General features: G+C 36.2%; 11 protein-coding genes. 6 read left to right on the top strand and 5 right to left on the bottom strand.

All coding sequences use genetic code 11. The features are described from left to right. Positions 1–5: 5 nt before the first annotated feature. The 6 genes from tilS to ABJH90_RS03495 all read left to right on the top strand — a co-directional run bounded on the left by tilS (position 6) and on the right by ABJH90_RS03495 (position 7850). Positions 6–1313 (top strand): tRNA lysidine(34) synthetase TilS, encoded by a 1308-nt coding sequence (gene tilS, locus ABJH90_RS03520; protein WP_348142540.1) that lies wholly within the window; start codon positions 6–8, stop codon positions 1311–1313. Further along, on the top strand, positions 1310–3310 hold the full coding sequence (locus tag ABJH90_RS03515; RefSeq protein ID WP_348142537.1) for a cytochrome c biogenesis protein CcdA: 2001 nt from the start codon (positions 1310–1312) through the stop codon (positions 3308–3310). Before tilS ends, ABJH90_RS03515 begins: the two co-directional genes overlap by 4 nt. Positions 3311–3414: 104 nt before the next feature. Then, positions 3415–5814 (top strand): penicillin acylase family protein, encoded by a 2400-nt coding sequence (locus ABJH90_RS03510; RefSeq protein ID WP_348142534.1) that lies wholly within the window; start codon positions 3415–3417, stop codon positions 5812–5814. Positions 5815–5925: 111 nt separating this feature from the next. Beyond that, positions 5926–7461, top strand: a complete 1536-nt coding sequence (locus tag ABJH90_RS03505; protein ID WP_348142531.1) for a YifB family Mg chelatase-like AAA ATPase — start codon at positions 5926–5928, stop codon at positions 7459–7461. Positions 7462–7482: 21 nt separating this feature from the next. Further along, complete coding sequence (locus tag ABJH90_RS03500) at positions 7483–7605, top strand: hypothetical protein (protein ID WP_348142529.1); 123 nt, start codon at positions 7483–7485, stop codon at positions 7603–7605. A gap of 56 nt (positions 7606–7661) precedes the next feature. Continuing rightward, positions 7662–7850, top strand: coding sequence for a four helix bundle protein (locus ABJH90_RS03495; RefSeq protein ID WP_348142526.1), 189 nt, complete (start codon positions 7662–7664; stop codon positions 7848–7850). Between the two features lie 345 nt (positions 7851–8195). Here the strand turns inward: ABJH90_RS03495 and ABJH90_RS03490 are convergent, their stop codons facing one another. The 5 genes from ABJH90_RS03490 to ABJH90_RS03470 form a co-directional block, all read right to left on the bottom strand. Then, positions 8196–9101 (bottom strand): alpha/beta fold hydrolase, encoded by a 906-nt coding sequence (locus ABJH90_RS03490; RefSeq protein WP_348142524.1) that lies wholly within the window; start codon positions 9099–9101, stop codon positions 8196–8198. Positions 9102–9217: 116 nt separating this feature from the next. Beyond that, a complete protein-coding gene (locus ABJH90_RS03485; protein ID WP_348142521.1) occupies positions 9218–10732 on the bottom strand; it encodes a serine hydrolase domain-containing protein in 1515 nt (504 codons plus the stop codon). Between the two features lie 136 nt (positions 10733–10868). Beyond that, on the bottom strand, positions 10869–11669 hold the full coding sequence (locus tag ABJH90_RS03480) for a hypothetical protein (protein ID WP_348142518.1): 801 nt from the start codon (positions 11667–11669) through the stop codon (positions 10869–10871). A 22-nt stretch (positions 11670–11691) separates the two neighbouring features. After that, complete coding sequence (locus ABJH90_RS03475) at positions 11692–12450, bottom strand: DUF6090 family protein (protein ID WP_348142515.1); 759 nt, start codon at positions 12448–12450, stop codon at positions 11692–11694. A 282-nt stretch (positions 12451–12732) separates the two neighbouring features. Next, positions 12733–13545: a DUF6090 family protein gene (locus ABJH90_RS03470; protein WP_348142512.1), complete on the bottom strand. Its 813-nt coding sequence runs from the start codon at positions 13543–13545 to the stop codon at positions 12733–12735. Between the last annotated feature and the right edge of the window lie 159 nt (positions 13546–13704).

Genomic DNA, 13704 nt, shown 5'->3' with positions numbered 1-13704 from the left:
GTAAAGTGTTAAATCAGTTTAAAGACCATATTGCGGTAAACTATCCGGAACTCCTTAAAAATCACTTTTTAGTTGCTTGCAGCGGAGGGGTTGACAGTGTAGTATTAACGCATCTCTGTGCGCTAAATAAAATGGACTTCTCCATTGTTCACTGTAATTTTCAGTTGCGTGGCTATGAAAGTGACATGGATGCTTTCTTTGTTGAAGATTTAGCAAGGAAAATTGGAAAAAGAATACATATAAAAGATTTTGATACAGTTGATTACATAAGTATAAATAAAGTTTCACTTCAAATGGCAGCAAGGGAATTGAGGTACCGCTGGTTTGAAGAAATAATGGAAATAAACAAAATAAAAACCTTGGTAACAGCACATCAGGCAGATGACAATTTGGAGACTTTTATAATTAACTTATCCAGGGGTACCGGCATTAAAGGACTTACTGGTATTCCTGCTAAAACTTCAACTATTAGCCGGCCAATGCTGATATTTTCCAGGGCACAAATCGTGCAATTTGCCGAAATCAATAATATAACCTGGAGAGAGGATCGAAGTAATCGTGAAACCAAATATCTCAGGAATAAAATAAGATATAATGTTATTCCTAAGTTAAAGGAATTACACCCCGGATTTCTTGCCAACTTTGAATCTACACGTGCCAACCTGGAAGGAAGTGCGACTCTTTTGAAAAACTACCTTACTGTACTAAAACAAAATCTTTTTCAACAACAGGATGATATAATTAAAATCTCAATAAGTTCACTTTTAAAATTAGAACCCATTAAGGTTTATATGTATGAGTTATTTCATGAATACGGTTTTAAAGAATGGGATGATGTTGTTGGGATTTTAACTGCTATAAGCGGAAAAGAAGTTCGCTCAGGTACCCATAGACTTATTAAAGACCGGGAGTATCTTTTATTACAGCCGATTTATCCTTCAATAGTTGAAAAATTTGTTATTGATGCCATTTCAGGAACTATTACCGAACCCTTGGGTATGAAGATTGATGATGTAAAAGCAATGGGGGAGACCTCCAATAAAATACTATATGTTGATAAAGAAACGTTAAACCTTAAGCTAAGCATTAGAAAATGGGAGAAAGGAGATTACTTTTACCCCTTTGGAATGAATGGGAGAAAAAAGGTCTCAAAGTTTTATAAGGATGAAAAAATGGATCTGATCTCCAAGGAAAAACAATGGCTTTTATGCTCAGGTGATGCCATAGTATGGGTCATGGGCAGAAGGGGGGATGATCGTTTTAAAGTAACGCCCAAAACAAAGAATATTTTAAAATTTACCATAACAGAATGAGAATACTATTAACATTTCTTATTTTATTTATCAGTCTGAATCCCGGTTTTGGTCAGGTTGAGGAAGACCCTGTAATTTGGTCATATGAAGTTAATGAACTGACGGAAAACGAGTATGAACTAATTTTCAAAGCAGAAATAGCTGACGGCTGGCATATCTTTTCTCAATTTACAGATGAGAACGGTTCTTTACCCAGTGAATTCACTTTTCTCAAGAGCGGTGAAGATTATGAATTGGTGGGTACGGCCACAGAAAGTGAAACAATAAAAGAATACAGTGATATTTTTGAGGTAGACGAGACTTTTTTTATAGATAATGCGGTGTTTACACAAAGAATCAAGTTACTAAATACATCACTTTCCCAAATAGATGTTGAGCTTTTCTATCAGGTGTGTAAAGAAGTATGTATTCCAAAAGAGCATACTTTTAGGTTATCCCTGAGCGGAGAAAGAATAGTTGTTGAAGAAGAAATACTTGATGACAGAGACCTGGGCCTTAGTTCTGCTTTAAAACTCAACTTAAAAAATAAAGAAAGACTAAATGCCAGGGATGATACTAACCTGAAAAAGGGTTCCGCTTTGTGGATGGTATTTGGCCTTGGGTTTTTAGGTGGCCTTATTGCCTTATTGACACCATGTGTATTTCCAATGATCCCATTAACTGTTTCCTATTTTACGAAACATACCAAAAATAAATCCGCAGGAATTTTTGAGGCTTCTTTATACGGTTTTTATATTGTCTTAATCTATTTTTTACTTAGCCTGCCCTTTCATTTATTTGATTCGGTAGATCCACAAATTCTAAATACAATAGCCACCAATATCTGGCTCAACGTTGCCTTTTTTGTAGTGTTTGTGTTTTTTGCATTCTCTTTTTTCGGTTATTATGAATTAACATTGCCCAGTTCCTGGTCCACTAAAATGGATAACGCATCTTCTAAGGTAGGAGGAGGGTTGGGAATATTTTTTATGGCATTAACACTGGCCATTGTATCTTTTTCCTGTACAGGGCCAATTTTAGGAGGTCTTTTAGGAAGTACTACCCTGGCTGAAGGCGATGTCGCCAATAACCTTTCAGCAGGAATGTTGGGATTTGGTGTTGCCCTGGCCTTACCTTTTGGATTATTTGCGTTATTTCCTGCCTGGTTAAATTCTTTACCCAAGTCTGGTGGTTGGATGGATACCGTAAAAGTATTTCTTGGATTTCTTGAATTGGCTCTTGCCTTTAAATTTTTATCTAATGCAGACCTCGTAGGCAATTGGGGAATCTTTAAAAGAGAAATCTTCCTGGGGATTTGGATACTGCTTTTTGTTTTATTGGTTTTATACCTATTTGGACTCTTCAGATTTAAACATGAAGGGCCAAAACAAAAGTTATCTAAAACCAGAATTGGAGTTGGCGTTTTAACTGCTGCTTTTACTGTTTATTTGATATTAGGAGCTTTCAATATTACCAACCTTAAATTATTAAGCGGATTTCCACCTCCGGATTTTTATTCTGTTGTGGATAAAGAAAATAATTGCCCACTTGGACTTAACTGCTTTAAAGATTTCGAAGAAGGGATAACTTATGCTAAAAAAGAAAAGAAACCCGTCTTACTTGATTTTACGGGATGGGCCTGCGTTAACTGCCGAAAAATGGAAGAAAACGTCTGGAGTGAACCCAATATTTATGAAATGCTTAAAGAGGATTACGTGCTGATTTCCTTATATATAGACGACAGAAAATCTTTACCCGAGCATGAAAAATTTGATTATAAATTCGATTCTGGTAGAGTAAAAAACATTGAAACCGTAGGGGAAAAATGGGGTACTTTTCAAACCCTCAACTTTGGCGCAGCATCACAGCCCTATTACGTTTTACTTTCCCCGGATTTGGAGGTCTTAAATTCTTCAATTCAAAATGCGGATAGTGAAACCTATGAAAGTTGGTTGAGAGAAGGGCTTAAAAACTTTGATGAGCTCAACAAAGGTGAATTGACCAGCACATTGCCATAAAACGGCATATTTTGACCTACTAACTAAGTTACTGAATTTTCTTTTGGGATTTTTATAATCTTTGACTCCCTATTTATTTATCTTTAAACCTCAAAGACTTAACCGTGAAGAAAATTAAAAAATTCTCCCTGATTCTACTGGCATTACTTGGAATTATATTTCTTGCCACGTTCATCTTCATACAAACTCTGAAACCTGATTATGAAGGTGAAAAACAATTATTAAATCTGTCTGATGAAGTATCTGTCTACTACGATTCCTATGGTATTCCCCACATTTATGGGGATAGTGAAGAGGATGCAATTAGAGCGCTAGGTTATGTGCATGCTCAGGACAGACTTTGGCAAATGGAATTGTTGAGAAGAGTTGGCAGAGGTGGATTATCAGAGGTTTTTGGTTCTGAATTATTGTCAACAGATAAATTTTTTATTTCACTGGGTATTGATGAGGCTTCTTTGAAAACTTTAGAACGGAGCGAAATCACAAATAAGACAGTACAGCTTGCCGAGGCTTATTTAGACGGTATAAATCAGTTTATTAAAGAAGGACCGACACCTGTTGAGTTTTACCTGACAGGTATCGATAAGGAACCTTTTAGCCTCAGGGATGTTTATAACTCTATTGGTTATATGGCATTTAGTTTTGCAATGGCCCAAAAAACCGACCCATTATTAACGGTTATCAAAAATAAATTAGGGCCTGAATACCTGAAAGATTTAGAAATTGATGTAGATAAAAATACTGAATGGATCAGGAATTTTAAGTCTGCACCTGAAGATTCAAAAGAAGCTCAAGTGGTTGCTTCAATTTCAAAGGCGCTGGCTAATTTGCCTGTGCCACAGCTTGAAGGGAGTAACAGTTGGGTAATGGCCCCTGCCAAAACCAAATCGGGTAAGGTAATCCTGGCTAATGATCCACACATTGGATTTGCACAGCCATCAGTTTGGTATGAAGCGCATGTTAATGCTTCAGGATACGAAAAATATGGCTATTATATGGCAGGAATACCCTTTCCAGTTCTCGGGCATGATAGAAATCTGGCATATGGCGTTACAATGTTTGAAAATGACGACGTTGATTTTTATTATGAGGAAACACATCCCACGGACAATAAAAAATACAAAACCAAAGAAGGTTGGAAGAATTATGAAATTGTTTCTAAACCCATTAAAATAAAAGACAGCATCGATGTAATTTTTAGTTATAAAAAAACACATCATGGACCTGTACTTGATAGCATATCCCAAAAAATTGGTGGTGACAAACCTATTAGTATCTCCTGGATCTATACCAAACTGGAAAATAGAGTGCTAGATGCCTTATACGGGATAAGCCATGCTAACAATATTGACGAATTTCAAAAGGCCCTGCCAGACATACATGCTCCAGGCCTGAATATGATGTATGGCGACAAAGAAGGTAACGTAGCCTGGTGGGCAACGGCAAAATTATACCAGATGCCCGATAGTGCGCAAACCAAGTTAATTATGGATGGAAGTTCCGGCGCTTATGAACCTTTGAGATTTTTGGAATTTAGTGAGAATCCATCTTCGGTAAATCCGTCATGGAACTATGTCTATTCGGCCAACAACCAGCCCGATTCCATTGCCGGGATGCAATACCCGGGTTACTATTTACCTGAAAACAGGGCAAAGCGCATCGTTCAATTATTAGACGAGAAGGATGATTGGGATAAAAATTCAATGATGGATATGATTACAGATGCAACCTCTTCCGTAAATCCCGAAATTATATCAAACCTCACCAAACTGGTTGATGTAAAACAACTAAGTGAAGAGGATATTAACCTTCTGGATAAACTAAGGTCCTGGGATGGAAATTCTCCATTAAAGAGTGTCGAAGCCACTATATTTCACAGATGGATATACTACTTTTTAAGCAATACTTTTGAAGACGAACTTGGACCCGAACTTTTTCAACAATTATTAACTACCCATTTTCATAAACGTCTGATTGCTCCGATGGCCAGGAAAAAAAGTTCAGTTTGGTGGGATAATACCCAAACTGTGGAGACTGTAGAAAGCAAGAAAAATATCGTTCTGACCTCCTTTGTAATGGCCTTAAAATCATTAAAAGAGGAGTTTGGAGACAGAAGTTCACAATGGACATGGGGAAAAGTACATACGCTGGAACATGGACATCCAATAGGTCAGGTTGAAATGTTCCGTTCTTTTTTTAATGTTGGCCCATTTCCGGTACATGGAACCCGGGAGGTGATAAACAATATGTTCTTTCCTTATACCGCGGATGGGCAGAATAAAGTAAGTTCAGGACCATCTACTAGACGTATTGTTGACTTTGCGGATATAGAGAATAGCATGAGTATTTTACCTACCGGCCAATCCGGGAACCCCTTAAGTCCTCATTATAAAGATCAGGCACAAATGTTTATTAATGGTGAATTCAGAAAAATGATGATGAACAAGGAGGAAATTATGACGACTTCAAAGTCTATGCTTCAGTTTTCACCCAAAGGAAATTAAACCTTCGATCATTATTATATGTGCAATTTTTCTTTTTCTGCACTTTTTTTGCGGTAAAGAAAATTATCTATGTTCTTTTTAACAAAAGAATTATAGCATAGATAAAAAAGTATGCTTTCAAAAGTTTATGGTAGTGCCGTATTTGGAGTAGAAGCAACTACCATAGCTGTTGAAGTGAATGTGGATAGGGGAATAGGCTATCATTTGGTTGGTCTGCCCGATAATGCCATCCGGGAAAGTAATTTCAGAATAGCTGCCGCCTTACTCAATAATGGCTATAAAATTCCGGGAAAAAAAATCACCATCAATATGGCCCCGGCCGATCTAAGAAAAGAAGGCTCGGCATATGATCTCACCCTTGCCCTTGGTATCCTTTCGGCCTCGGGCCAAATTATGGCAGAAGAATTAGAGCGATATATCATTATGGGTGAAGTTTCTCTTGACGGTAGCCTTCAGCCCATAAAAGGAGCACTGCCTATTGCCCTGAAAGCCAGGGAAGAAGGTTTTAAAGGGTTTATTCTTCCTCAAGTAAACTCCCGTGAAGCAGCCATTGTGGAGGGGCTAGAGGTTTATGGGGTTGAAAAGATAGCTGAAGTTATTACGTATTTTGATAAAGGCGTGCCTTTAGAACAGGTTCATATAGATATTAGTGCTGAGTTTTATAAAAATCTGGAATTTCCGGAACATGATTTCTCGGACGTAAAAGGGCAGGAAAGTATAAAGCGCTGTATGGAGATTGCCGCCGCCGGTGGGCATAATATTATTCTGATTGGACCGCCCGGAGCAGGAAAAACCATGCTGGCTAAACGATTACCCTCTATATTACCTCCAATGACCTTGCATGAGGCTTTGGAAACCACGAAAATCCATAGTGTGGTGGGTAAGGTTAAAAATATGGGATTAATATGCCAGCGCCCTTTCAGAAGTCCGCATCATACTATTTCAGATGTAGCCCTGGTCGGCGGGGGTGCCTACCCACAGCCGGGGGAAATTTCCCTATCCCATAACGGGGTATTGTTTTTGGATGAACTACCGGAATTTAAAAGAGGGGTGTTAGAGGTAATGCGGCAACCGTTGGAAGACCGGGAAGTGACTATTTCCAGGGCCAGGTTTACGGTTACCTATCCCAGCAGCTTTATGCTGGTAGCCAGTATGAACCCAAGTCCGTCTGGTTATTTTAATGATCCGGATGCCCCGGTGACCTCTTCCCCCATGGAAATGCAGCGGTATCTTGGAAAGATCTCGGGTCCTTTGCTAGACCGAATTGATATCCATATTGAAGTAACCCCTGTTCCCTTTGAAAAGCTTTCTGAGGACCGGAAAGGGGAGCCCAGCGTTGCGATCAGGAAACGGGTTACGGTGGCAAGGGAGATACAGACAAAACGCTTCGTAGAATTCGAAAATGTGCATTACAACGCCCAAATGAATACCAAACAGATTCGAGAACACTGCACTTTAGACGATGGATCAAAGTCTTTACTCAAAAATGCCATGGAACGTTTGAATCTATCGGCTCGTGCCTATGACCGGATATTGAAAGTAGCACGGACTATTGCCGATCTGGAAGGTGTTCGGGATTTGGGTGGTCACCATATAGGTGAAGCTATTCAATATAGGTCCTTAGATAGAGAAGGTTGGTTGGGGTAGCAAAAGTAAGAGGGCCAAGGGATGAAGTACGAGAAAATAGGAAGGAGAAATGAAGTAGGAAATACGAAGTACGATGTAGGAAATACGAAGTACGAAGTGGGAAATACGAAGTACGAAGTGGGAAAGTTGAAATACGAGGGATAAGCTATGAAGTACGAACTTTAGGGCACAATACTTAGTACAGGAATTATAATGGAACGATGCAAGACCTAAAATTAAGAACTAAAAACTTTGCGGTAGAATGCTGGAGGTTGTGCAAACAAATACCTAAATCACGAGAGTTCGATGCCTGGGTAAGGCAATTAATACGATGTTCGAGTTCAGTGGGTGCCAATTATAGGGCTTCCCAGAGGGCTAAATCGACAGCGGATTTTATCTATAAACTTTAAATTGTTGAAGAAGAAACCGATGAATCTATTTATTGGTTGGAACTATTTCAAGAGGTCCTTGACCCCCGTAAAAAACAAATTCAAACTTTGATTAAAGAAGCGAACGAACTTTTAGCGATAGTTGTGGCATCGATAAAAACTGCTCGGAAAAATAAAACCAAACATAACTAATAGATTTAACCTCCTACTTCCGACTTCATACCTCCAAACCTCATACCTCAAACTTCACACCTCGTATTTCAAACTTCATACCTCTCACTTCGTACTTAAAAATTCTCTTTACTTAGCTCCATGACGCTAGCGCCAACAGGGGCCATAAATGTTATACAATGTTGACGACAGTTTTTAGGTTTTCAAACTCTTCAAATATTCATTAATACTTTTAAAGTACTGCTCTGGTTGATCTAACCACCCGTAATGACCGCAATTTTTGAGAATTACTAAAGTTGAATAAGTCAGTACTTTCATTGCAGTCTCAGCAGTCTCCTTATCAATTAAATCTTGTTTTCCTTGAATGATTAAAACAGGTACTTTAATTTCTTTTAAACCCTCTGAACAATCAAAATTAATTTTTCTCATGTTTTGATAAACCAGGGTGTTTATAACTGGGTTTCCTTGTGTCAACCTCTCAGCCACTATAGGGATATTTGATTTATTGAATAAATACGCTGGAGCTAAAAACTTTCCTCGTTGAAATCTTGCGAAGTATGTGGTATCTCCATTTGCAATTTTAGCATTCCAGTAATTTAAAGAGTCTTTATCAGGTTCACTTAATCTAGAGGTAATATTAATTCTTGAGAAAAGATCCATATTGATTCCTCCTGATGAGGATAAAATAAGACCTTTTATTTTTTCTGGAAACTTTGAGGCATAATAAGACCCAAGCATTCCTCCGAAAGAATGGCCAAGAATTATCCAGCTTTCTATATTTAGATGATTTCTGATGATTTCGATGTCATTGATCATTGAATCAAGCGCTATAGTATTCGTGTCAATGCTAGGTATTACGGACTTACCTGTACCTCTTTGGTCATATATAATGGCTTTGTTGGACTTACCTATTATCTCAGCTAATGTCTTGAAACCATTACTGTTCATGCCCGGACCTCCATTTATAATTAATATTGGTTGACCTTCACCGTAGGTTGTTATATGTATTATATTCTTTCTGGTTTTAATATATTCTTCACTTTGGCAAAAAAGGAAGGTTGATATTAAGAAATTAATTAAGAAGAAGAGTGTTGTTTTCATATTCAAATTGTTGCTAACGGTTCGGTATAAAAGCAGTAACGACTAGCTTGTCGAGAATAGCCGCGCTCTGTGTGGGCCTGTGTCGCGAAAAATATTATTCGGCGTTGTGTGTATGCTTAATCTCTAACATGTGCTTCAATGTAAAATGGTAAAGCTAAATCAAAAACGTCTTCTTTTATAAATGAAGCAGAAAAATATCCTTGTAACTTATTTTCTGAAATTAAAAGATTGATTTTCCCATGACTCTCCTGAATTTGATTTGTTATAGGATTTTCTAATAAAATAGTTAAACTCCCTCTAATAATGGATTGATGATCAATAGTTGCATACTTTATGGATTGCCATTCACCATTATCAAAGGCAGCGTATAAGCTGTCATTTCTATAAGTGAACTCAATTGGACTTTTTGTTTTGCCGTGTTTCAATATTCCTTGCCACGAGTTAAATTTACTGGCCTCCATTTTTAATTCTTTTCCATCATCAGCTTCGTAAGCCTCCATTTTAGCAAAAGCCTTAGTGGCAAATCCAGGTACTAAAACATCTGTAATTTTAATGGCCATAATATCTGCCGAACTCTGATAATCATTATTTGCTAAACAAATTACAGCTATATTGTTCTCGGGAATAATGGTCAAATTTGAATTGGCAGAATTCGGAAAGCTTCCATTTGAAACCAGCCAGGTTAAATCATCTTCAAGTGGAATGCTGCCCCAACCCAAAGCGGTAATGGTAGAAGGATAAATTTTATCGTAATGCAATAGCTTTAAAGATGAAGCCGATAGTAGAGTTTTGTCCATTTCACCTATTTGAAGACGTGCATACAAAATAAGATCACTTAATGTAGAATATACTCCAGCTCCTCCGGATGGAAAAAATAGAGATGATTGCCCTACGTCTTTTATATCATTAAAATGTTCAAGTTTTTTTGCGGTAGCAGGTGTAATGAAACTATGTTTCATACCAAGGGGGACAAACATTTCATCCTGCAGTACTTGAGCGTAGGGTTTATTGCTAATATTCTCTATAATCGCCTCCACAATTCCGTAAGAGTAGTTAGAGTATTCATAAATACCTTTTGGAAATACAGTCATGCTATAATTCTCTAATAAACTATCATTTGTAAAATTAGCATAAGGACTATTAGAATTAAAAAACATCCATCCGTGTGGAATGCCTCCAGTCATGTTTAATACCTCTTTTACAGATATGTTATTTCTGCTGTAAAAATTTACTTTTTTGGGAAGATATTTTTCAATAGGATCGTCAAGGGAAAGATGCCCCTTTTCGACGAGTTTTAATAAAACCGTAGCACTCATTGATTTGGTCAAGGATGCTATGGGATATTTTATGTCGGATGAAATTAAAACGCCAGAAGTATCTTGTGATTGTTCAAAATTTTCATACCAAATAATCTTTCCGTTTTGCAATACAGCCACAGAAAAAGAGGGTGTTTTTCCTTCTTTTACCAATTGCATTATGTCATCACGGATTGAATCGAAACTTTCAGGGGCTCTAATAGACGTTTGCTCTTGAGTTTTTGTTTGACAAGAAATGGATAGTAATGTGGCTAATAGGAGAATTTTTCCTATTCCTGATACGCTGATTTTGGTTATATATTTTGTAAATACCACAAGGTAAAGAGTCTCGATATTGCAAAATGTTACAGTTGAATTTAGTTACACACAACGGTTTTGTGTATGATTAGTTGGGTTTTTATATTTACTCTTTTTCCTTTTAACCCATAGTAGCAATTAATTATACATGTTGTTAGCTTTTCGTCTTTCCTTTCTTCCAAAGGAAGTATTTTTTTACTAAAACAACACAATAAAGGGTTGTTATAGAGAGTAAAAGAAGTATAGGAATTACAGATGCCAACCAGTCACTTGTATATCCAAAACATTCTACAATTTTAAATCCGATGTGATCTGTAATCACAAAAATGAGGATGATACTTAGAAGCAATACGGCAATAGTCGCTTTAATATTTCCCTCTAATTTTTTTATCAAAAAGTTAATTTGTACCCAAAGCAACCAGAATCCCGTGATAATTATAAGAGCGATTAAGAAATAGTCTAAGCTATATTCACCCAAAGTGTATTTATTATACTCAAAGACATATCTCAATTGTACCACACCTACCAATGGCGACAAATAATAGCACTGTACAAAAAAATTCTGCTCTAAGGTAGTGCGGGAAAAAGAGGTCGATTTAAATAATTCACTAAAAAATGCAATGATCATAGGAATACATATAAAAGTAGCTGCCCTTATTAAGGTGTCAGGGTCCTGTACCATTTCGGAATAAGTTATGTTCTTATTTTCAGCTGACCCGGTAAGTGCTTCTATAGGAACCAAGGCGTACGGTGCCAACACAGTAAGTATGTAGAGAAAAACTGGTGATACATATTCTTGGCTGGCTACCTTTTTCGATGATTCTTCCGAAATAAATTGGGGTACCCATTCGGGATCTTTAAGGATTTTATAAAGAGTCTTAGGTACATAAATTACCAACATGAGTACCTGAACCAGTAGATCCCCGATTCCTTTTAATATATTAATCCCTTTCATGAATTATTAATAAGTTCATTAGTTAACCTTTTTTATTTTCTATATCAAAGATTATTTCTTTCGCGAGTTTTATCGTTTTAGAGTAAAAATCAGAAAGTATCACTGTTTGGTATCTTCTTCCATTAACCATAATCTCTAGTCGCTTATCTGCTATCACACTTTTTAGATCAATATTTTCTAGTTTTCTTGGATCATCTTTATAAAATTCAGCTTGTCGATGCCATGGATTTGTTTTATTATAAATCCAATAATAATTTTCTTTTACATATGGTTCGTACATTGTTTTAATTGCTGAATTAGCATTTTCTTCTCGGCTTTTTAACTGTTCGGCATATCTATAATAATCTAATATTTTGACTTGAAGACTCTCATCTATAAACGACATACCATTAGAATTTAAAAGTGTGCCCAACCCACTCTCATTGACTTCCATATTCCGTTCATACATTAGATAAATCAAATACATTTGTATGTTCTTGTCAAGAGGTTTTAATGTTTTAAATTGACCTAAAAAGTTGTTCGCATATTCCAATGTGGTTTGCGTTTCGGACAATAAATTTTCAGCCTGTATTATATCATCTTTAAGATTTAGTTTTATTGTTTCTAGATGTTTTTCAGCTTGAGCTATATTGTTTTTTTTCTCATTCCAATTATTAATACTCAACGCAATCAATATCCCGATGACCAGCAGTAAAATCTCACCAATGGCATACCTCATGTATTTTAGGGGCTTGTTATCATCGGCGAGTTTCTTACGGATTTTTCTAAAGAAGTTAATCATGTGTATTAGTGGTTGGTGGTTACTTTAACAAGGTACTGAAATATTTTATTCCAATAATTTGTATTCAATTAGACTTACCAAGTAGGTAATACTATATCATAAATTCTTAGTTACCGTTTAGTTCTATCTACATCTGTGGGAAGTGCTGTAAAAAGTCTGATTATTAGAACCAAACAAAGAGGAAAACGAATGTCTTGAAAAAAGTTCTTTTTTAGGAACTGTACTATGGCTTTCCATAGGATACGTTGTTAGCCTTTCGTTATTTTAGATTATTAATATTTCTTATTCTATGTATGTTTCTTTTAATAAGGCAATTAATTCTTTAGCATCATTGGCCAAGTTTGGCAGTTCGTCGTCATTCCTTATTCTTAAATACATCATAAGAACACTATAGCTGTTTGCCATTTCCTGAATTTGATAAATATCTTTTGTTATCAATTCAAGTTTAATTGATTTAGCTACTAAATATTCTTTCGACTCAAAAAAGTTATAGTCCCTTACATTGTCAGTAGGGAGCAGTTTAATTCTAAACTCCATAAGATTGGGATAGTTATAATTTATAACTTTAGTAGACAAATCAGTTGCTTTTTCAAATTGAATTCTATCATTGATAAAATCATCATCCAAATGGTATGTGAAGGCATCATATTCAGAAATCATTTTGGCAAGAGAATCGTTTTTTATCAACCCCAATGTTCCCGAGTTTTTGAGTTCAGTAAAGGTTGTTCGTTTCCAGGTATATGGTCGATGAGGCTTATTCAAAGTAAAGTATAACAAATCAAGTTTGGAAAAATTCTCTATTTTTCGATTATGGATATACTTGTTTAGACTATCTATTCTGGAGACAATATCTTCATTTTGTCTCTGGATTTGTCCAGTCATTATTATATCACCTTCTAAATCTTGTATTAATGAGACAGCATATTCTTTAATTTTATTTTGCTCATTTTGGTTTTGATTCCAATTATTTAATGATAAAGCAATCAAAATCCCAATGACAACTAGTACAATTTCACCAACAGCATATAGAAAATATTTACTGAATTTATTTTCAGTTAATAATTGTTGTCTAATTTTCCTAAAGAATTTAATCATCTTAAGTCGTGGTTGGTAGTTATTGTGTTAATTTACTGAATAATTACTTAGGATAACAGTATTCTTTGATAATCAAGAACTGGCTAGACTTCACTTGAAATATAGTATAGTTACACAAACGGGTGAATCACTGAAGCCATTCAGTACCGGAGTCTGGAT

This window comes from Eudoraea sp., assembly GCF_039969275.1.
GTDB lineage: Bacteria > Bacteroidota > Bacteroidia > Flavobacteriales > Flavobacteriaceae > Eudoraea.
Note: the sequence above shows the minus strand (reverse complement) of the source record. Positions and strands in the feature narration are given on the sequence as shown.